The organism is Pseudomonas sp. 1176_21 (genome assembly GCF_052850635.1).
The window spans coordinates 148,484-168,935 of record NZ_VXCV01000001.1; the positions used below are offsets into that span (position 1 = coordinate 148,484).

A 20,452-nucleotide genomic window follows, 5' to 3' on the forward strand; every position below is an offset into this window, starting at 1 on the left:
CGGAATTTTCATGCCTTTTTCGAACGCTGTTTTTTGTGGTGTAACCAGCACGTTCCTTCCCGCCCAGAAAAACAATCAGGGGGTTGCATGAGCTGTCTGATCTGCGCCGGCCACGCCGAGGCCATCGACTGCCCAGCCGGGTGGGAAGGGCGGCGTTGCCTGAAATGTGGGTGTTACCACATGTCTCAAAAGCTCATCCTGACGATGATGGACGAGGGCCAGATTTTCGACGCCTGCAAGATGCGCCAGTGGCTCGACACGCGCCGTTGTGTGGTGCCGATTCCGACAATTGATGTGCATGAGGCGATTCTGGTGGTGTAGTTGTGGTGGCTGGCAACTCGAATCTCACAGGCGTTGGCACGTGGCAGCCCATGTAGGAACCGGCTTTGCCGGCGAAGCGCCGCGCTCGCGGCGCTCGATCTTGTGACTGGCACAACAGCATTGACTGGCACCTGATAACCTCACCGCGATCCTTTGGTGGCCTTTCTGAAGACATCCCCAGTCACCTGTCTTGAAATTGCATCTGGGTTTGGGGGGCATGCCTTGAATCTGATGGCGCTCTCTAGGCCGCGCGCTGCCCGCGCGTCGCTTCGCCGGCAAAGCCGGCTCCTACTTGGCGTATAGGCACCCCTATCAGTGGGCCGCGTCTGCGGCCCGGGTGTCACGTCGTTACGCGTCTACCGCTTGCGCCTCCATGCCGTCCAGCACCGTTTCGATCAACACGGTGCTCATCTCCAGCGACTGCTGCGCTGCCACCAGCAGGTGCTTGAACTGCGCGTCGGCGCGTTCGCAAGCTTGTGCGGTGGTGTCCTTGGCGCATTGGATCTGTAGCGACAGATGGACCAACGCATCTTCGAGCTCGATGCCTTCGCAGACGGAAAACAGGGGAGGGTGGTTTCCGTTGCTACAGCCGAAGGCGGTGTAGGTGGTTTTGCGGGAATTAACAAGCGGGGGAGCGGGGACGATTCTTGTGATTGTGCAGCTCCCTTGATTGGTGGAGCCGACACCTATCGCTACCAGACGAAGGGTGGCGCTGTACGCAGGTTGGTAGACCGGGAATCAAGGAACCCGGCGCGCACGAATGCGCCCCACGCACAGCTGCCATGACACGAAACAGCAGACACAAAAAGCGATGGGCGAAGGTTAACGGGGTGGGGGTGGGTATTCAAGGTTCTGGCTTGTGGGGAAGCTGGAGGGGTTACCGTTTCAGCATCGATGCTGGTGAAGTAACGACATTTTCGAGACTTCAACACCACAAGTACCCGGAAACTTCAGATCAAGCGCTTACATCCGGTGATGTTCCAGCAAGAAGTCCACGAACAATCGCACCCGCGCCGGCATTGCCGCCCCGCCGACGAACACAGCATGGATCGGTTCCTGGTCCCCAGGGTTCCAGGCTTCCAGCAGCGGAATCAGGGCGCCGCGCTGCAGATCCTCGCGCACGCTGAACTCACCGATACGTGCAATGCCGGCGCCTACTCGCGCAAGTTGTGCCAGCGCTTCACCACTGCTGCATTCGATGTTGCCGCTGACCTTCAGGGAAAACTCTTTTCCATCGCGGATGAACGGCCAGTTGGGTTCGGCACGCCGGAAGTTGAAGCGCAGGCAATTGTGCTGAAACAAGTCTTCCGGCTCCTTGGGGATGCCCTCGCGCTGCAGATAATCGGGCGATGCCACCACTACCTGGCCGGTGTCGCCGATCCTGCGCGCGGTCAGTGGGCTGTCGGGCAGATGGCCGAAGCGGATCGCGACATCGGCCTGCCCGCCGAGAATGTCGACCACTTCGTCGCCGAGGGTAAGGTCGACGACGATGTTCGGGTAACGGGCGCTGAATGCTGCCACCAGCGGGACGATGGCCAGCCGCCCGTGGCCAAGGGCGGCACTGACCCGCAATCGCCCCCTGGGCACGCCCTGGTCAGCGATCGCTGCTTCGACCTCGTCCATATCGGCCAGGATACGCCGGGCGCCGCGCAGGAACGCTTCGCCCTCGGCAGTGAAGGCGATCGCTCGGGTGGTGCGCAACAGCAGGCGGGTGCCAAGGCGTTGCTCGGTACGCGCGATGACCCGACTGACTGCCGAGGGTGTCACGCCCAGTGCACGTGCCGCGGCCGACAGGCTGCCTTCGTGCGCCACGGTGGTGAACACGCTCATTTCACCTGACCTGCCGTTGAAGTCCACTTGTGCCTCCTGCGCAAAGGTGATTGCCAAAAATGCTATCTACCGCGTTAAAAAACTGCATCGTAGCATTGGCGGCATAGATAAGGAGCCTTCCATGCGTATCAATCCACCACTTGTCGCACTTGCCATCGGTGCCTTTGGCATCGGCGTAACAGAATTCGCCCCCATGGGCATGTTGCCGGGCATCGCTCAGGATCTGGGCGTTTCGATTCCCGCTGCCGGTTTGCTGGTCAGCGCCTATGCGCTGGGCGTATTGCTCGGCGCACCGCTGATGACCCTGACCACCGGCAGGATTCCCCGACGCTATCTGCTGATCGGGCTCATGGGGATTTTCACCTTGGGTAATCTGATGTCAGCCCTGGCCACCGATTACTACAGCCTCATGGTCGCCAGGGTGGTGACCTCACTGAACCATGGTGCATTTTTTGGCGTTGGCTCCATCGTCGCCGCCAGCGTGGTCGCCCCGGAAAAACGTGCCGGGGCGGTGGCGGCTATGTTCATGGGCCTGACCTTGGCGACCATCGGCGGTGTGCCGCTGGCCACCTGGTTTGGTGAACTGTTCGGTTGGCGCACCGCTTTCTGGGGAATTACCGGCCTCGGCGTGGTGACCATGGCCGCATTATGGTTCGCCCTGCCTAACCTGAAGACGTCGCAAAGCGTCGGTGTAATGGCCGAAATTCGAGTACTGGGGCGCGGTCCGGTGCTGGGCGCGTTGGCCCTGACCGTAGTCGGGTCGAGCGCGATGTTTACTGTCTTCACTTACATCGCGCCGATCCTCAGCAGCGAGACCAATGGTTCCACCGCCTACATCACTGGCATGCTGGTTCTTTTCGGGGTGGGGTTGACGCTGGGCAACCTGTGGGGCGGCAAGGCCGCCGACCGCTCGATAGATCGCACCTTGATCGTCTCGCTGAGCGTTCTGATTCTCGTCTTGCTGGCGTTCACCCTGCTGATGCGTTGGGCGGTGCCGGCCGCTCTGGCCATCCTGATATGGGGTATCGCCAGTTTCGCCCTGGTGCCGCCACTGCAGATGCGTGTGATGGAAGCAGCGAAGGACGCGCCCAATCTTGCCTCTGCGGTGAACATTGGCGCCTTCAATTTTGGCAACGCGATTGGCGCAGCGCTGGGCGGAGCGGTGATCAACGCCGGGTTGGGTTATCCGGCCATTTCCCTGGCCGGAGCGTCGATGGGTGCTCTGGGGCTGCTGATGGTGTTGGCGTATGGCTGGCGCTCCAGAACTGTTGCATCAACAGTGGCGTGACGAAGCGCTGATGCCAGTGGCGTAGACAGTGGTCGAGCCTGAATTCAATGCGTGATGGTTGGCCGCCCCGATGACTTTAGGTTTAAAGTCAACTTCAAGGTCAACAGAGTGTTCAGGGTGGGTTATGCGAATAGGCGAACTGGCGAAAATCAGTGGTTTGGCGCCCTCACGCATCCGGTTCTACGAGTCGAGCGGCTTGATCAAATCTGTCGAGCGCAAAGCAAATGGTTACAGGGACTACGCGCCTGATACCAAGTGGGTGTTGGAGGTCATCACCGCAGCGCAGGCGGCGGGTTTTTCATTGGAAGAAATTCGGCAGTTGATGCCGATGAATGCCAGCGGTTGGCAGCACGATGAATTGCTCAGCGGGCTTAAGCAAAAGGTTGAGGAAATTGCTGTTCTACAGCAACGGCTAGCCCACAACAAAGCGCAGCTTCTGCTCGTCATCCAGGGCATCGAGGGTAAGCCCGAAAGCATGGCGTGCGCGGAAAATGCGCAAATGCTGATCAATCGCCTGCGTGAAGAAGGCATTGGCAAAGCGCCGGGCAAGCGTGCGGTGCGTTAAGGTCAAACTCCACTGCTGCACTGCGCAAAAGGGTATTGACCTTAAAGTTGACTTTAATCTTAAGGTGGCCTCCTCTTCAGTTGAGGGCTGCTCCATGAATGTGTTCGACACCCTGATGCTTCCCAACGGTTCAACCATCAAGAACCGAATCGCCAAAGCTGCCATGGAGGAGAACATGGCGGACGCCGATCAGGCGCCTTCCAAGGACTTGCTGCGTCTCTATCAAGCATGGGCCGACGGTGGTGCCGGCCTGATCATTACCGGCAACGTTATGGTCGACGGCCGCGCCATGACCGGACCGGGTGGCGTGGTGTTGCAAGACGATCAGCAATTGCACAAGTTCAAGCACTGGGCGCGTACAGGTCGGTCTGGCGGTGCGCAGTTCTGGTTGCAGATCAATCATCCCGGTCGCCAGATGCAGTCCAACCTTGGGCAAAAGACCTGGGCCCCGTCAGCCGTGTCGCTGGATCTCGGCAAAATGTCCAGGCGATTTGCCACACCTCATGCGATGACCCCAGGCGTGATCGAAGAGGTTGTCCAGCGCTTCGCGAATACCGCACGCCTCGGCGAGCAGGCCGGATTCACTGGTGTGGAAATTCATGCTGCCCATGGCTATTTGTTGAGCCAGTTCCTTTCGCCGTTGACCAACCAGCGGACGGACGAGTGGGGTGGCCCTCTGGAAAACCGGGCGCGCCTGTTGCTCGAAATCGTCAAGGCGGTCAGGGCTGTGGTTTCTGCGGATTTTGCAGTGGCGGTCAAGCTGAACTCCGCCGATTTCCAGCGCGGAGGATTCACCGCCGATGACGCGAAAAAGGTGGTTGAGTTGCTCAACGACCTGGGCGTGGACATGGTGGAGTTATCGGGAGGCAGCTACGAAGTGCCCGCCATGCAGGGTGACGCGCGCGATGGTCGCACCCTGGCTCGCGAAGCCTATTTCGTCGAGTTCGCCCGTGATATCCAAACCGTCGCCAACATGCCGGTGATGGTCACTGGCGGTATACGCCGCCGCCCGGTGGCCGACAGCGTCGTGCAAAGCGGTGTGGACATGGTGGGCATCGGAACCGCCCTTGCTATCGACCCGCACCTGCCTCGCCAGTGGCTGGCGGGCAACGACAATGCCCCGCAATTGCCGCCGATCACCTGGAAAAACAAAGCCATGGCGGCCTTGGCGAACATGGCTGTAGTGAAGTTTCAACTGCGTAAACTCAGTCGCAATAAAAATCCCGACCCGAGTGTTTCACCGTTGTTCGCGCTGATCCTGCAACAGGCCGCCATGGCGTTTCGCACTCGCCGGTACCGGAGATGGGTAGAAAAGTCTTCGCATTGCAACGGCCTGACGATCGCAGCGCACGGCGATGGTCTGCCTGGATGACACCTGCGCAACATCACTGAAGACGTTGCGCCAGGTGCTACGCGAGTGTTGTTCCGGGCTTAAAGCCCCCACCGCCCCAGCTCGGGCTTGCGCTCGTCAAGCAGCAGTGCAGGCGCCATGGCGCTCGCCATGTTCAGCAAGTGCATGTCGGTAGATACCGGTGACAGCAGCTGCACGCCAATCGGCATCTGTGCTTCATCGAATCCGGCGGGTAGTGCGATTGCCGGGGTGCCGAGGTAGTTACTGGCGCGGCTGAACGTGCCGATGCTCACGTGAGCAGCGTCCTGGTCATCAAGAGGCAGGGCCCCGTGACCGCTGACCGGCATCAGCAGAACACCGGATGAGCCGATCGCTCGTCTGAAGGCCTCGGCGACGTGGGCACGCTGTGCAACGGCGTGTTCGTAGTCGTCACGGCTGATGGCCGCGCCGGCCAGGATGCGATTGCGCACCACCCCCCAGAGCGGCTGCGCAGGGTCATGTGCAAGGTGGCCGAACTCGCGATACCCCTCATAGGCAATGATCATCGAGTTGCACTCGGACAGCCGGCCGATGTTCAACTCATCCTCTGGAACCCAGCTCTGGAGCGTCCAGCCGGCCTTTTCCAGGGTGACCAGGGCCTGATCCCAAACCCGGCGAGCGCCCACGGACAGCGCACTTGGGAACGCGCTCTGGTCCAGTACGAACACCGTGCCCGGCTTGGCTGGTACCAGCTCACCTGCAAGGTCGGCCTGAACGCTCGACCCACTGCCGGTAGACGGGCTGGCAAGGATGGCCGTGAGTGCATGGGCGTCGCCAACATCACGGGCGATCGGGCCCAGCACGTCGAGGCTGGGCGCAAGCGGAACCACACCGTGCACGCTGATGACCCCGCTGGACGGCTTGAAGCCGACCAGATGATTGAGCGATGCGGGGGCTCGGATCGATCCGCCGGTATCGCCCCCCACTGCAACAGGTACAAGCCCTGCGGCAACAGCAACCGCCGCACCTGAAGAGGAACCGCCCGGGGCGCGATGCAGCGTTGTGTCCCACGGGTTCCAGGGCGTGCCTCGGGTCGGGTTCTGCCCGGACAGGCCGAACGCAAATTCGGTCATCTGGGTCTTGCCCAGGATAACCATTCCGGCCGCCTGCAATCGTTGCGCGACGGTGCTGGTCACGGCACTGACAGTGCCCAGGCGGCTCAACGAACCTGCCGATGCCGGGGTATGGGCGATTTCGATGTTGTCCTTGATGGCGACCGGTACGCCATGCAAAGCGCTCAATGGGTGGCCTGCCTCGAGCGCACTGTCGGCGGCATCGGCTGCCGCCAGGGCTTGCTCTGCGAACACTGCGGTAAAGGCATTGAGCTCACTGCCGCGAGCAATGCGGTCCAGAAAGTAGTGCGTGACGGCACGCGAGGTGATCTGCCGGGTAGCGATCAGATGGGCAATCTGCAGGGCAGACTGGAAACATAGGGCTTCGGATCGTTCGAGCATGGGTTCTAGGTTCTAAGCGGTGTGGGTCGGTAATCCCCGTATCCGATACTCGTTGACGGGGATTGCATGGCGTTGTTCGAGCCAGTGACTATTTCAGTGGCTTTCCGGCTGTTTCCGGCATTTTGATGAAGGTCACAAGCGTGAGCGCGGCGCCTGCGAGCACGTAGTAGAAGAACCAGCTCTCCTGACCGTTGCTCTGCAGCCAGGTCAGCAGATACGGCGTGGTACCGCCCAGCAGCGCCACCATCAGGTTGTAGGGAGCACCAATGCCGACGGCGCGAACGCGGCTGGGGAACTGTTCGGACATGATTGCCGGGGCGATGGAGGTATAGAGCGCGTAGAGCATAAGGCCGAACAGCTCCACCATCAGGATCGACGAGAACGTCGGCTGCATGCTGGTGATGATCGGGTAGAAGAACACCAGGTAACCCAGGGCGAACACGATCAGTTGCGGCTTGCGCCCGAACTTGTCAGAGAGCATGCCGAAGAGTGGGTGCACGAGCATGAACGCGACCATTGCAACCGTGTTTGCAGCAAACGCTGTCGAGGACTCCACGTGCAGCGCACGGATGGCATAGGTCGGGATGTAGATGACGAACAGGTAGAAGGCAAAGGTGCTCAGGATCGAAAAGCCCACGATCCGCAGGGTCTCGCGCGGATAATCGCGCAGCAGGGTGCGCAGCGGTTGCTTCTCTACCTTGTCTGCGGTTGGCGGCGTGGAGGCTTCTGCTTCAGGTACCGACATACGCAGCCAGATGCCTGCGATACCGCCCAGGGCGCCGAGCAGGAACGGAATGCGCCAGCCGAACTCTCTCATCTGTTCCTCGGTGAGGAGGGTGGTCAGCGCCCAGCCGATCGCCGAGGCGGTCAGGATGCCCGCGGCGGAGCTGAAGAACACGAAGCTCGAAAAGAACCCGCGACGGTGGTCCGGCGCCAACTCGGCAAGGTAGGTAGAGGCTGAAGCGTATTCACCGCCCAGCGACAAGCCTTGCATCAGGCGCGCGATCACCAGCAAGACCGGCGCGAGCAGGCCGATCTTCTCGTAGGTGGGGGTGATGCCGATCATCAGGGACCCGCCTGCCATCAGCAGGATGGTGACCCCCAGTGCCGATTTGCGGCCATAGCGATCAGAGTAGATCCCCAGGGCCCAGCCGCCGATCGGGCGCATGAAGAACCCCACTGCGAAAATCGCGAAGGTCGCCAGCAGGGACGCCGTTTCGTCATTTTTTGGAAAGAATTGTGTGGAAAAGAACACCGCGAACGACGCATAGATCGTCCAATCGAACCACTCCACCGCATTGCCAATGCTGCCAGCAGCAATTTTGCGCGCGGTTGATACCTGCGGCTTTGCCGCTTCGGACGTTTGAGTCGCATAATTCATTGGCTTGTGCCTTTGGGTTTGAGTTGTAATTGTTTTTAGACATATGCGGCGTTTTTTTGTATTAATTTGGCCACTTGAGCGAAGGTATTGTAAGGATATGGTCTCGTCAACCGTTGATTCGGATGAAAAAAGACATTTTGCGTTGGATGACGCGGATCTGGCCTGCCTGATTGCACTGCAGGCGAACCCTCGCGGCACCTGGCGGGATCTGAGCGCCGGCTGCGATGTGGCGGAGCGTACGCTTTCGCGTCGCCTGCAACGCTTGATGGACAACGGGTACATCCGGGTGATCGGCGAGCTCGACCCGGTTGTGGTGGGGAGTGGCCCGGTGCTGCATGCCTGGATTCGGGTAGCAGACGGTCGTCAGAGCGAAGTGGCGCAGCACCTGGCGCAGTGGGCACAGACGCAGGTTGTGATGGCGACAACGGGCGAGTTCGACATCTTCACCGAGATCAACCTGCCCAGCGTGGAAGCGCTTTCTGACATGGTGGTGCGGGAGTTGCCGCTGGTGCCGGGGGTTAGGCAGGTTCAGACGCAGGTGGTGCTCAGGTCGTTCCGACGAGCCAGCCGCTGGCGTATTGATGGTTCGGTGCCTACCGAGCCGGTGCTGGCCGGGCCTGTGAGCCTGAGTGCTGACGAAATGCGGTTACTCGGCGCCCTGACCCTGGATGGAAGGGCCAGCCTGGGCGTGCTTGCCGAGACATGTGGAGTCAGTGAGCCGAAGGTTCAGCGGATGCTGAGTGGGCTCGTCGACAGCAATGCCCTGACATTTCGTGTGGAGCTCGAGCCGTTGCTGGTGGGCTATGGGGTAGAGGCGATTGTGTCGTTGCAGACTCGACCGGGTGCGGCGGAGGGCATTGCCCAGGAACTGGCGAAGGATGAACACACGCGTTGCCTGTTTGGCACCAGTGGCGGCTCGCAGCTGTTCTGGCATGTGCTGTGCCGTGATATCCATGATCTATGGACCGTCTCGACTGCCCGCATGGGATCCCTGGAGGGGATCATCTCGTGTGAGACCAATACGGTGGTCAGGGCCTACAAAAGGGCGGGGCGGGTGCGTCGAGGGTTGATGGTCGAGTAGGGCTCATGCCTGCCTTTGTGCAAGCAACGTAGCTGGCTACGTTGCCTGTTTGGGCTTCCAGTAGTCCATCTCGGCCACCGCTCTTTCAATGTCATCCATGTCGTCGCAGCCCAGCTCGAGGTCGAACTTTTCAGTGATTGTTCTTCGCATGGCGGCCAGTCGACGGGTGATCTGGTTTTCATCGATGAACCGTGTCGTCTCTTCGCAATACAGCGCTCTGTCGCCTGGGCTGATGTCGCCATCAACATCCTTGTAGTAATGGCGGGCAATGTCTCTCAGGGAAATGAGCATGTATTCGATATCGGCGACAAGGTGGATGGCTTCTTCTCCAGACAGGAGGATTTCTCTGTTTTCCTTGAGCAGTTTCAATGGGTCTTCTACTCGATCTTTGAACGGGTCAGGTAGTGAGGATATCCCATGTGGCGCTGGCGAACCCCATTGCGGGTCACTCGGATGATGACGGCCCCTGCGGGTCATTCACCAGAGCGGTCGCCGTCGCATGCAGCACCTGCACCAGCCACAGCACCGCGGCCCCCTTGCTGTAAAGCTCATTGACGGTCACGGGGGGCTGCTGGCGTACCACGCTCAAGCTGCTGAACCTGCCGTGCTCATCGTGAAAGGGTTGGGTCCAGCCGAGGCAAACGCCGTGATCCTGCGCGCCTGCCCACAACTCGGGGGGGCTGGTGAAAGCCTCTGGTGTCCACAGCAACGGGAAGGATGAGTGCCGGCTGTGCGCAAGCAGGGGCTCAACGACCGCAGGCTCATGGCGACGGTAGCGCTCGCCCCATGGGTTGGGGCAGTTGCTTTGTGTTATCGAAAACGTCGGGGTGGTGAAACTGAAGGCGTAGCAGTCGAAACCCAGGCACCGAAGCAGCTTTTCCAATTGCGCCAACTGGCTGTCCAAGTCCTTCGAGCACACCAGCTGACGCAGTTGCTCCGTTGTCCAGTGATCCATCGTTGCTCATCCCTGCATGATGTGAACATCCGTGGATACAGATCAGTTTCTCCTGATAAATACGTATCAGATGCGCCTTTTACGACTGTAGCTCAGCTTTTTTGCGCTATTGCAAAAAGCGCTAACGCTTTTGCCGGGTGGCCTGCCTCTGGTCGGACCCGCCCTCAGGGTCAAGTTCGCGCAGGCTTGCGGGCCCTTGTGCCGGTGACTCACCAGTCACCTGGCACAGCAACGCGCTGACTCGCTCGCCGTCCACCACGCCCCGTGCCTGCAAGAGGTCGGCCACCGCCATCAGCCCCGCCCAGTACCGGCGTACCAGGCAGCCGGACCGGGCGATGGCCAGGGCCTCGGCATCGAGCAGCTTGTGCGCGGGCAACAGGCTGATCAGTTCATGCCCGCGGCATCGGTCGCCACGGCCGCTGCCGCGCAAGACCCGGTCATAGCGTGCGTGCCGGTGGATGGCTTCGGCCACGGGCCCGGCAAAGCAGTGCAGCAGGTCGCGCTCGATGGGTTCGACGAGGGAGGGCAGGTACTCGGCAATGCCACGGGCGGCGAAGGCCGGGTGCACGATCAGGTAGTCCGCCTCCACCAGCCCCTCGGCAAAGTGCGCACGCCCGTTCAGGTCGATCAGCGGGCCGCTGGCGGCCTGGGCGTGGGTCAGCACGGTCACCCGTGCAATGGGCTGGCCGTTCCACCACACGGCCAGGGCGTGACCGGCCTCGTGGATGGCGGTTGAACGCGGGCGCATGTCCATGGGGCGAGCCTCCCGTGGGGTGGTCGCTCGCCCTGACTACGCCTGCGTTATCGGTGCACGGCTCAGCGAGCGTTTGTCCTACCTTCTGCTCCCTGGCGGGTTCCGTATAAGAGATTATGGCTATCGCCCACCAATACTGCGGCTATTTGCCGACTCGGGGGCGGCGAACTAGCCTTAGTTCGGTGCCGGCGCCAGCTGGCCGACCCATCCTGATGAAGAGACAAGATCGCGGCGCTCAGCCGTTCGAGTCGTTGACGATGCAACCTGTGTAACTGATTTCGCACGTTGCCACGGCGCCCTGGCAGGGCTGCCTGGCGACATGAACTCGACCAAGGGTAGCTCTCACATGGCAACTGAATCGAAATGCCCGTTCAATCATGCCGCCGGCGGTGGCACCACCAACCGTGACTGGTGGCCCAACCAGCTCAACCTGAAGATCCTGCATCAGCACGCGCCCCAGGCCGACCCGCTGGGCGAGGGCTTCGACTATGCCCAGGCGTTCAAGAGCCTGGACTTCCAGGCCCTCAAGCAGGACCTCACCGCGCTGATGACCGACTCGCAGGACTGGTGGCCGGCCGACTTCGGCCATTACGGGCCACTGTTCGTGCGCATGGCCTGGCACAGTGCGGGCACCTACCGTACCGGCGACGGGCGCGGCGGTGCCGGCTCCGGCCAGCAGCGCTTCGCGCCGCTCAACAGCTGGCCCGACAACGTCAGCCTCGACAAGGCGCGGCGGCTGCTGTGGCCGATCAAGCAGAAGTACGGGCGGGCGATTTCCTGGGCCGACCTGATCGTGCTCACCGGCAACGTGGCGCTGGAGTCGATGGGCTTCAAGACCTTCGGGTTTTCCGGCGGTCGCCCGGACGTGTGGGCGCCGGACGAGGACGTGTACTGGGGCTCGGAGAACAAGTGGCTGGGCGGCGACACGCGCTACGGCAAAGACCCTGAAGCCATGCAGCCGCCGGGCGAGGGCACCCTGGTGGCCGAACCCGAGCAGCACGGCAACGAAGAAAGCCGTACCGAGCAGGGCCGCAACCTGGAGAACCCCCTGGCCGCAGTGCAGATGGGGCTGATCTACGTGAACCCGGAAGGCCCCGAAGGCAACCCCGACCCGGTCGCCGCCGCCAAGGACATTCGCGAGACCTTCGGGCGCATGGCCATGAACGACGAGGAAACCGTGGCCCTGATCGCCGGCGGCCACGCCTTCGGCAAGACCCACGGCGCCGGCCCGGCCGACAACGTGGGCCCCGAGCCTGAAGCGGCAGGCCTGGAGGAACAGGGCCTGGGCTGGAAGAACAGCTTCGGCACCGGCAAGGGCCCGGACACCATCACCAGCGGCCTGGAAGTGACCTGGACCACCACCCCGACCCGCTGGAGCAACAACTTCCTGGAGAACCTGTTCGGCTTCGAGTGGGAGCTGACCAAGAGCCCGGCCGGGGCCCACCAGTGGACGCCCAAGGGCGGCGCCGGCGCCGGTATCATCCCCGACGCCCACGACCCGTCCAAGCGGCGCAACCCCACCATGCTGACCACCGACCTGTCGCTGCGCTTCGACCCGATCTACGAGAAGATCTCGCGCCGCTACCTGGAAAACCCCGACCAGCTGAGCGATGCCTTTGCCCGCGCCTGGTACAAGCTGATCCACCGTGACATGGGCCCGCTGTCGCGCTACCTGGGCCCGGAACTGCCCGCTGAGGAGCTGCTGTGGCAAGACCCGATTCCCAAGGTCGACCACCCGCTGGTCGATGACGGCGACATCGCCGCGCTCAAGGCCAAGGTACTGGCCTCGGGCCTGTCGGTGGCGCAGCTGGTGTCCACCGCATGGGCGGCGGCTTCCACCTTCAGGGGGTCGGACAAGCGCGGCGGTGCCAATGGCGGGCGGCTGCGCCTGGCCCCGCAGAAGTTCTGGCAGGCCAACCAGCCCGAACAGCTGGCCGCCGTGCTCGCGACCCTGGAAGGCATCCAGAACGAATTCAATGGGGCGCAGGCCGGTGGCAAGAAGATCTCCCTGGCCGATCTGATCGTGCTGGCGGGCAACGCCGGTGTCGAGCAGGCTGCGAAAAACGCCGGGCATACGGTCACGGTGCCGTTCACGCCGGGGCGCACCGATGCCAGCCAGGAGCAGACGGACGTGGAGTCGTTCGGCTTTCTCGAACCCATTGCCGATGGTTTTCGCAACTACCTCAAGGGGCACTACCGTGTGCCGGCCGAAGCGCTGCTGATCGACAAGGCGCAACTGCTGACGCTCAGTGCACCGGAGATGACGGTGCTGGTGGGCGGCCTGCGGGTGCTGGGGGCCAATGTGGGCCAGAGCAGCCATGGCGTGTTCACCCAGCGGCCGCAGGCGCTGACCAATGACTTCTTCACCCACCTGCTGGACATGGGCGTGGAGTGGAAGCCGGTGTCCGAGGCCGCTCAGGCGTTCGAAGGGCGTGATCGCAAAAGCGGGCAGGTGAAGTGGACCGCGACCCGGGTCGACCTGGTGTTCGGCTCGAACGCGCAATTGCGGGCCGTGGCCGAGGTGTATGCCAGTGCAGATGCGCAGCAGCAGTTCGTCAGCGACTTCGTGGCGGCCTGGGCCAAAGTGATGAACTTGGACCGTTTCGATGTGAAGTAGCGCGTTCGCCGGCAAGGCCGGCCCCTGCAGAGCAGCACAACCCCTGCAGGGGCCGGCCTTGCCGGCCAAGCGAATGCCTGCAGTACCGGCTCACACGCTGGCCGGCACCTCCCGTTGCAGCGCAAGGCGTGCAACAAGCCGCGTACAACCCGGCAGCGAAACCACCTCCAACTGACCGCCCACCCGGGCGATGCGCGCATGCATGCTGCGCATGCCCACGCTCACCCCGGCGCGCTGTACCGCCAGCACGTCGAAGCCGATACCGTCATCCTCGATGTTCAGCTCCAGGCTGTCGGGCTGCGGCTGCTGCAGCTCAACCCGCACATGCCGGGCACGGCTGTGCTTGACCACATTGGTCAGCGACTCTTCCACCAGGCGGGTCAACGCCATGCACTGCAAGGCGCTGGGCGGTGTGCGCCACTGCGCGGCGAAGTGCCAGGTGCAGGCCACATCCAGTTCGTCGAACAGCTGGGTGAAGCGATGGCGCAGCGGGGCGATCCATTCCTGCGGCGTGGCCGGCACCTTGATGCCGGCGCTAGAGCCATTGTCGATGGTCTGGCGCAGGTCATCACGCAGCAATTTGAGCATCGACAGAAACTGCGGGCCCTGCAGCGGCGTGCTGGCCTGCTCGACCATGGCCATCATGCGCACCAGCGAACCGCCCAGCCCATCATGCAGGTCGTGGGCGATCTGCAGGCGGTCCTGCAGGCGGGAGTTGGTCAGCGCCAGGGCGTGTTCGCGTTCGAGGGTGGTGGCCAGTTCCCCGCGAGCGCGCTCGATGCCTTCGGCCAGCTCCAGGTTGAAGCGCTCGATACGGCGCACGCTGCGCGCATGGCGCAAGCCCAGCACCACCGACATGCACAGGGTCGTCACCACGCTGGTGAGCGGTGTCCACGCGGGCGTTTCGCCGATCAGCTTCAGCATTATCAGCAGGTCATGGGCCCCGGCCAGCATGAATATCAGCAGGCTTGCGGCCAGCCACACATGCTCGGGCCGCCGGGTGCGCAAGGCATGCAGCTGAAACTGCAGGCAGTTGAGGAAAAACACCGTCGCCGTGCTCAGCACCGCCACCAGTTGCGCGTTGCCGACGCGGGCATCCGGGGCCAGTGCCATCAAGGCCACCAGTGCGGCAGTCAGCAGCCAGAGTGCCTTCTCCAGGCGCGGCAGCGATTGCCCGCCAAAGCGCCAGACAAACACGCAGAAGCAGGTGACGTACATCACCAGCGCGATGCCGTTGAAGCGCGCAGCCATCAGGGTGGTGGAGAAGGGCCAGGGGCTGGTCATCAGTATGTTGGCGATGAACAGCACCCAGCACAGGGCCATGGCCGCATACCAGCCAAAGATCCGTTGCTCGCGGCGGATCACCCAGATACAGAAGAACAGCCCGCCCAGCACCGCCGAGACGGTCAGGTTGAGCACGAACAACGAGCGGTTGGTCCACAGCAACTCTTCATACAGCTGGCGTGCCGAGGCCTCATCCCCCAGGTACACCGGCCCCAGCCCGGGTGACTGTACCGCCAGGCCCACCACACGTACCCACAGCGTGTTGACGCCTTCGTGCAGCAGGCCTTCGGGCAGGTGCCAGTAGCGGGGCATGTTCCAGCTGCGTGACAGCGGCTCGCTCAGCTGGCTGTCACGCCACAGGCGCTGGTCGTTGACGAACACTTCGCCGGCCATGATCACCGAGCGCAGCGTCAGTGCCACCGGCATGCGTTGACCGGCCGCGCAGTCGCGCTGCCACTGGAGGCGGTACCACACCGTGCCGTCGTGCTGCGGCCAGCGTCGGCTCCAGTCGTCGGGCAGGGTCACGGCCTGCCAGGGGCCGGCCTCGGGGCGGTTGCCCTGGTCATCACCCTGGGCGGCGGCTACCGACAGCACCTGCACGGTGCAGCTTGCACCGCCCGGCGTTGCAGCCTGCGCTGCACCCGACAGGCACAGGACGAGCAGCCAACACGCCATCAGGCCTCTCAATCGAGCAGGCCACGCGTGCGTGCCGCATGGATGGCGCGGGTGCGCGAAGACACCGCCAGCTTGCGATAGATACGTTTGACGTGGCATTCGACGGTGTAGCGCGACAGGTTCAGCTGTTCGGCGATTTCGCGGTTGCCCAGGCCCTCGGCCACCAGGCGCAGGATCTGGTCTTCACGCGGGGTCAGGCGTTCGCCATCGGCGGTGTCGACCGGCTGGGCGGCCCCCGGGCGCAGTTCCTCGATGATGCGCCGGGCCACGAACGGGTCGATGGGGGCGCCGCCGCGCAGCACGCTGCGCAGCGACAACAGGATCTCCAGGTCGTCGCGTTCCTTGAGCACATAGCCGGTGGCGCCTGCCCGCAGCGCCGCGAGCAGGGTGTCTTCGGTGCTCCATGCCGAGATCACCAGGATCGCCTGGCCGGGGTCGGTGGCGTGCATCTCTTCGATCAGCTCGATGCCGTTGCCGTCGGGCAGGCCCAGGTCTACCAGCGCCAGCGCCACCGGCTGCACTGCCAGGCAGGCGCGGGCCTCGGCCAGCGAGCTGGCGAACAGCAGGGCCTCGGGCCGGTAGCCCAGTTGCAGCAGCAGGGCTTCCAGGCGGCGGTGGATCAGCGGCTCGTCCTCCACCAGCAGTACCGGCGCGAGCAGCGTGGGTTCGGGAACAGTCGTCTGGATAGGCATGGGCAGTCTCGGGCGCGCGGTGGGGGCGACTGTGCCCCATGCAGCGGCCAATAGGTATCCCTGAAAACAGGTAAAAGAAGCCTCATAGCCTACCCCACGCCCCGGTGCTAGCCCAGCGCCATTACCGCGATCACGCCCAGCGCCAGCAGCACCAGCATCGCCCCCGTGGCCCGCTCCAGCCACGGCAGGGCACGGGCGAAGCGGCGGCGCACGTGGCGGTTGCCGATCACCACCGCCACCAGCAGGTCCCACGCCAGCACCACGCCGAACATCCACAGGCCGTAGGCCAGCTTCCAGCCAGGGCTTGCCTGCGGCCCGCTCAGCATGGCCGCCAGGCTGGCGTAGAACAGCGCGTTCTTGGGGTTGAGGATGCCGGACACCACCCCCATGCCGGCGGCGCCCAGCCAGGTGGTGGCCGCGGGCGACGGTGCCGGCGACCCCTGCGGGGCAACCTCCAGCGTGCTGGCACCGGCATGGCGGATGAACAGCCAGCCCAGGTACAGCAGGTAGGCGCAACCGGCCAGTTGCAGCACGATGAACAGCGTGCTGTGCGGCTGCAGCACCGACACGCCGGTAAAGGCGGCGACGATGAACACCCCGTTGGCCAGTGCGATGCCCAGGCAGGCTCCGCTGGCCACGCGCCAGCTGGTGGCCAGGGCGGTGCGCGCCACCAGGAAGAAATCCGGCCCGGGTGACAGCAGCGCCAGAAAGTGCGCTGCTGCAATGATCAGGAACTGCTCCATGTAACCTTCACTTCTATGGATGTGGGTCCAGGAAGTGTGTGGCGGGGCCGGGGGCGGCGTATTGAACAAAATTGCGCAGGTTCAGGCGGCGTGACGGGCGAACAGCTTTTCCAGTTGCTGCCACAAGGCCGGGTCGGTGCTGAACGCCACGTTGAAGCGCATCCAGCCGGTGGCCTGGGCATCGACCATGAACAACTGGCCGGGGCCGATCATGATGCCGCGCTCCAGGGCGTCGTCCACCAGCGCTGCGCTGTTGGCGATCTGCGGGTGGCGTGTCCACAGGTACATGCCCTCGTCGGACTCGACGAAAATCTCGAAGCCCAGGCGGTTCAGGCGACGGCTGACCTCCTGCTGCGCCTCGGCCAGGCGCTGGCGCAGGCGCTTGAGGTGCTTGCGCCAGCGCCCGTCGGTGATGGCCGCATACACCACGCGCTCCATCACCTGTGAGGTGGTCAGGCCCGAGCGCATCTTCAGTTGCAGCAGCTTCTGGATCAGTTCGGGGTTGGCCAGCATGTAGCCCACCCGCACGTTCGGCGAGATGCTCTTGGAATAGCTGCCCACGTACACCACCTGCTGCAGGTGGTCCAGGCTGCTCAGGCACGGTTGCGGTTCGGCCACCATGTCGGCGTACAGGTTGTTCTCCACCAGGCGAAAGCCGTGTTGCGCCGACAGTTGCAGCAGGCGGTGCAGTTGCGCCAGCGGGGTGCGCGAGCAGGTGGGGCTGTGCAGGTGCGGCTGGGTGAAGAACACCGTGGGCCGGTGGTGGGCCAGCAGCCGCTCGAGATGCTCCAGGTCATACCCGGCCGGGGTGCGCGGCACGCCGATCAGGGTGGCGCCCTGAAAGCGCAGGATGCTCATCAGGTTGGGGTAGCCCGGGTCGTCCACCAGCACCACATCGCCTGGGCGCACCAGGGTGCGCACCGCCAGGTCCAGCGCCTGGCTGGCGCCGTGGGTGAGCATCAGCTGGTTGGGGTTGGCCACGATGCGCTGGTCCTGCTCCAGGTTCTGCGCGGTGAGGGTGCGCAGCTCGAGCAGGCCCATGGGGTCGCCGTAACCGCTCAGTTCCATCACGCTGCCGGCCACCTGGCGCAGGCCGCGGCGCAGGCCGTCCTCGAACATCCACTCGTTGGGCAGCCAGCCACAGCCGGGCTTGAAGGCCAGCTGGCGGCTTTCGAAGATGTTCTGCAGGTACCACTCGGAGTTGAACTCCGGCTTGCCCGGCTCGGCGTCGCTGGCCTGGCTTTCGATGCGCTCGTTCACCGAGCGGTTGACGAAGAAGCCGGCATTGCCGCGGCTGACCAGCAGGCCCTGGGCCACCAGCCGATCGTAGGCTTCGACCACGGTGAAGGTGCTGACCGAGTAGGTGGCGGCGAAGGCGCGGATGGACGGTACCTTGGCACCGGGTTTGAGGGTCTGGTTCTCGATCAACTCACGCAACCCGTTGATGATCTGGTTGACGAGCGGGGGGGCGGAGTCGGGTCGTAATTCAAGCATGTTGGGGCTGTGCCTTCAGGGTGCGTAACGCCTGGCGCCTGCAGGGAACGGGGGTGTACTGCATTGGCGGCCTGTACAGTGCAGTGCATATTTCACGGCGCTGTGCATGGCTCTCTGTGTCGTACATTTTTACATTAGGGGTCTGTATTCGCCAGCTAAAGCATGTTGAGAGGCCCGATCACTACCGCCAGGGGCAAGCCCCCGGGCGTGCACAGCACGATTGCCGACCTTCAAGGCCATGGATGCCCGCCGGGTTTGCGATCCATCCCGTACACAATCAGACACTGACGAGCAATGAAGCCCGGCATTCGCCGGTCTTGCGTGTTCGCTGGAAAAAGAAAAACAAGGGGTAGACAACTGATGGACGCTACATCGACTTCCACATCCTCCAAGGTGGAGCCCGAGAGCAAGCTTAGCGCTTCGCTCAAATCGCGCCACCTGACCATGATGTCCATCGCCGGGGTGATCGGCGGTGCGCTGTTCGTGGGCTCGGGGAGTGTGATCCACAGCGCCGGGCCGGCCGCCATCCTGGCGTACCTGGCCGGCGGCATCCTGGTGGTGCTGATCATGCGCATGCTGGGTGAAATGGCCACCTCCTCGCCAGACACCGGCTCGTTCTCCACCTACGCCGAGCGCGCCATCGGGCGCTGGGCAGGCTTCACCATCGGCTGGTTGTACTGGTGGTTCTGGGTCATCCTGATGGCCTGGGAAGCCTATGTGGCGGGCAAGATCCTGCACGGCTGGTTCCCCTCCATCAGCGTCAACGTGTTCGTGCTGGCCACTACCCTGGTGCTGATCAGCGTCAACTTCTTCAACGTCAAGCACTACGGGGAGTTCGAATTCTGGTTCGCGCTGATAAAGGTGGTGGCGATCATATGCTTCCTTGTGGTGTGCGGGCTGGCCGTGGCCAACCTGTGGCCCACCGGTGAGGTCCACGGCATCACCAACCTCACGGCCCAGGGCTTCATGCCCAATGGGGTAGAGGCAGTGGTGGTGGCCATGCTGGGGGTGATGTTCGCCTTCCTGGGCGCCGAAATCGTGACCATCGCGGCCGCCGAGTCGAAGAACCCGTCCGAGCAGATCGTCAAGGCCACCAACTCGGTGGTGTGGCGTGTGTGCCTGTTCTATGTGGGTTCGATCTTCCTGATCGTGGCCCTGGTGCCGTGGAACGACCCGCTGATGGGCCAGTCGGGCTACGGTTCGTACCGTCGTACCCTGGAACTGCTGGGCATTCCGGGCGCTGAGTTCGTGATGAACTTCGTGGTGCTGACCTCGGTGAGCAGCTGCCTGATCTCGGCGCACTACACCGCCTCGCGCATGCTGTTCTCGCTGTCGACCCGCGGTGATGCACCGTCGTTCTTCAAGATCACCCGCGCCGGTACCGGTGTGCCGGTGTTCGCCATCATCGGTTCGTGCTCGGTGGCGGTGTTCGTCGCCCTGATCAACTTCAGCGACACCCTGCGCCCGAAAGACGTGCTGGACGTGCTGATGAACACCACCGGCATGATCGCCTTGCTGGTGTACCTGGTGATCGCGTTCTCGCAACTGAAGATGCGTCGCAAGCTGGAAGCCGAGGGCAAGGAAATCCGCCTGAAGATGTGGCTGTTCCCGTGGCTGACCTACCTGGTGATCGTGTTCATCATCGGGTGCCTGGTGACCATGGCCTTTGTGCCGGACTACCAGGTACTGGTGTTCTCCACCGGTGCGGCCGCGGCCATCGTGGCACTGATGGGCGTGTTCATGCACGTGCGTGCGGCCAGGCAGCTCAAGGGCTGACAGGCACCATGACGAAAAAGACCAGGGCCGCAAACGGCCCTGGTTTTTTTTTGCCTGCCCGCGGCGCGGATGCCGTGCGCCGGGTTCGTCCTACAAGCAGTGGCCGTGATGCCGGTAAACAATCCCCATTACGGCACCGGGCAATCATCGCA

The 20,452-nt window shown here is 63.1% G+C and carries 18 protein-coding genes; 7 read left to right on the forward strand and 11 right to left on the reverse strand.

The annotated features are described in order from the left end of the window. Window positions 1–180: 180 nt before the first annotated feature. Window positions 181–321, forward strand: coding sequence for a hypothetical protein (locus tag FW760_RS00805; RefSeq protein WP_167400183.1), 141 nt, complete (start codon window positions 181–183; stop codon window positions 319–321). Window positions 322–669: 348 nt separating this feature from the next. Here the strand turns inward: FW760_RS00805 and FW760_RS00810 are convergent, their stop codons facing one another. Next, a complete protein-coding gene (locus tag FW760_RS00810) occupies window positions 670–1,020 on the reverse strand; it encodes a DUF6124 family protein (protein ID WP_153046100.1) in 351 nt (116 codons plus the stop codon). Window positions 1,021–1,284: 264 nt separating this feature from the next. Continuing rightward, window positions 1,285–2,178, reverse strand: coding sequence for a LysR family transcriptional regulator (locus FW760_RS00815; protein ID WP_054914265.1), 894 nt, complete (start codon window positions 2,176–2,178; stop codon window positions 1,285–1,287). A gap of 94 nt (window positions 2,179–2,272) precedes the next feature. Between FW760_RS00815 and FW760_RS00820 the strand changes: the two genes are divergently transcribed. The 3 genes from FW760_RS00820 to FW760_RS00830 all read left to right on the forward strand — a co-directional run bounded on the left by FW760_RS00820 (window position 2,273) and on the right by FW760_RS00830 (window position 5,376). After that, complete coding sequence (locus FW760_RS00820; RefSeq protein WP_058540393.1) at window positions 2,273–3,439, forward strand: MFS transporter; 1,167 nt, start codon at window positions 2,273–2,275, stop codon at window positions 3,437–3,439. A gap of 124 nt (window positions 3,440–3,563) precedes the next feature. Beyond that, window positions 3,564–4,004 carry a MerR family transcriptional regulator gene (locus FW760_RS00825; RefSeq protein ID WP_116053566.1) on the forward strand — a complete coding sequence of 147 codons (441 nt, stop codon included), beginning with the start codon at window positions 3,564–3,566 and terminating at the stop codon, window positions 4,002–4,004. 94 nt (window positions 4,005–4,098) lie between these two features. Next, on the forward strand, window positions 4,099–5,376 hold the full coding sequence (locus tag FW760_RS00830; protein ID WP_116053569.1) for an NADH:flavin oxidoreductase/NADH oxidase family protein: 1,278 nt from the start codon (window positions 4,099–4,101) through the stop codon (window positions 5,374–5,376). Window positions 5,377–5,435: 59 nt separating this feature from the next. Here FW760_RS00830 and FW760_RS00835 read toward each other — a convergent pair whose 3' ends face one another. Together FW760_RS00835 and FW760_RS00840 are read right to left on the reverse strand one after the other, a co-directional pair. Beyond that, window positions 5,436–6,848 (reverse strand): amidase, encoded by a 1,413-nt coding sequence (locus FW760_RS00835; protein ID WP_116053571.1) that lies wholly within the window; start codon window positions 6,846–6,848, stop codon window positions 5,436–5,438. Between the two features lie 88 nt (window positions 6,849–6,936). Beyond that, window positions 6,937–8,229, reverse strand: a complete 1,293-nt coding sequence (locus FW760_RS00840; protein WP_043861683.1) for an MFS transporter — start codon at window positions 8,227–8,229, stop codon at window positions 6,937–6,939. A gap of 97 nt (window positions 8,230–8,326) precedes the next feature. Between FW760_RS00840 and FW760_RS00845 the strand changes: the two genes are divergently transcribed. Continuing rightward, complete coding sequence (locus FW760_RS00845) at window positions 8,327–9,310, forward strand: Lrp/AsnC family transcriptional regulator (protein ID WP_054914269.1); 984 nt, start codon at window positions 8,327–8,329, stop codon at window positions 9,308–9,310. 36 nt (window positions 9,311–9,346) lie between these two features. Here the strand turns inward: FW760_RS00845 and FW760_RS00850 are convergent, their stop codons facing one another. The 3 genes from FW760_RS00850 to FW760_RS00860 form a co-directional block, all read right to left on the reverse strand. Then, entirely contained in the window at window positions 9,347–9,679 is a 333-nt protein-coding gene (locus tag FW760_RS00850) for a hypothetical protein (protein WP_327780992.1), read from the reverse strand. Window positions 9,680–9,755: 76 nt separating this feature from the next. Beyond that, window positions 9,756–10,265, reverse strand: coding sequence for an autoinducer binding domain-containing protein (locus FW760_RS00855; protein ID WP_446443487.1), 510 nt, complete (start codon window positions 10,263–10,265; stop codon window positions 9,756–9,758). Window positions 10,266–10,386: 121 nt separating this feature from the next. Beyond that, window positions 10,387–11,019 (reverse strand): hypothetical protein, encoded by a 633-nt coding sequence (locus FW760_RS00860; RefSeq protein ID WP_256589689.1) that lies wholly within the window; start codon window positions 11,017–11,019, stop codon window positions 10,387–10,389. Between the two features lie 346 nt (window positions 11,020–11,365). Here FW760_RS00860 and katG point away from each other — a divergent pair, with 346 nt between their 5' ends. Further along, a complete protein-coding gene (katG, locus tag FW760_RS00865; RefSeq protein ID WP_104572593.1) occupies window positions 11,366–13,636 on the forward strand; it encodes a catalase/peroxidase HPI in 2,271 nt (756 codons plus the stop codon). Window positions 13,637–13,726: 90 nt separating this feature from the next. Here the strand turns inward: katG and FW760_RS00870 are convergent, their stop codons facing one another. The 4 genes from FW760_RS00870 to FW760_RS00885 form a co-directional block, all read right to left on the reverse strand. Continuing rightward, window positions 13,727–15,595, reverse strand: a complete 1,869-nt coding sequence (locus FW760_RS00870) for an ATP-binding protein (protein ID WP_446443488.1) — start codon at window positions 15,593–15,595, stop codon at window positions 13,727–13,729. Window positions 15,596–15,603: 8 nt separating this feature from the next. Beyond that, window positions 15,604–16,287: a LuxR C-terminal-related transcriptional regulator gene (locus FW760_RS00875; RefSeq protein WP_058540385.1), complete on the reverse strand. Its 684-nt coding sequence runs from the start codon at window positions 16,285–16,287 to the stop codon at window positions 15,604–15,606. Between the two features lie 107 nt (window positions 16,288–16,394). After that, window positions 16,395–17,030 (reverse strand): LysE family translocator, encoded by a 636-nt coding sequence (locus FW760_RS00880; RefSeq protein ID WP_446443489.1) that lies wholly within the window; start codon window positions 17,028–17,030, stop codon window positions 16,395–16,397. Between the two features lie 81 nt (window positions 17,031–17,111). Next, entirely contained in the window at window positions 17,112–18,524 is a 1,413-nt protein-coding gene (locus tag FW760_RS00885; RefSeq protein ID WP_043861689.1) for an aminotransferase-like domain-containing protein, read from the reverse strand. Window positions 18,525–18,884: 360 nt separating this feature from the next. On the opposite strand from FW760_RS00885, the gene FW760_RS00890 reads away from it, so the two are divergent. Further along, the gene (locus tag FW760_RS00890; RefSeq protein ID WP_054914275.1) at window positions 18,885–20,300 is read left to right on the forward strand and encodes an amino acid permease; all 1,416 of its coding nucleotides are present in this window, start codon (window positions 18,885–18,887) and stop codon (window positions 20,298–20,300) included. Window positions 20,301–20,452 lie beyond the last annotated feature (152 nt).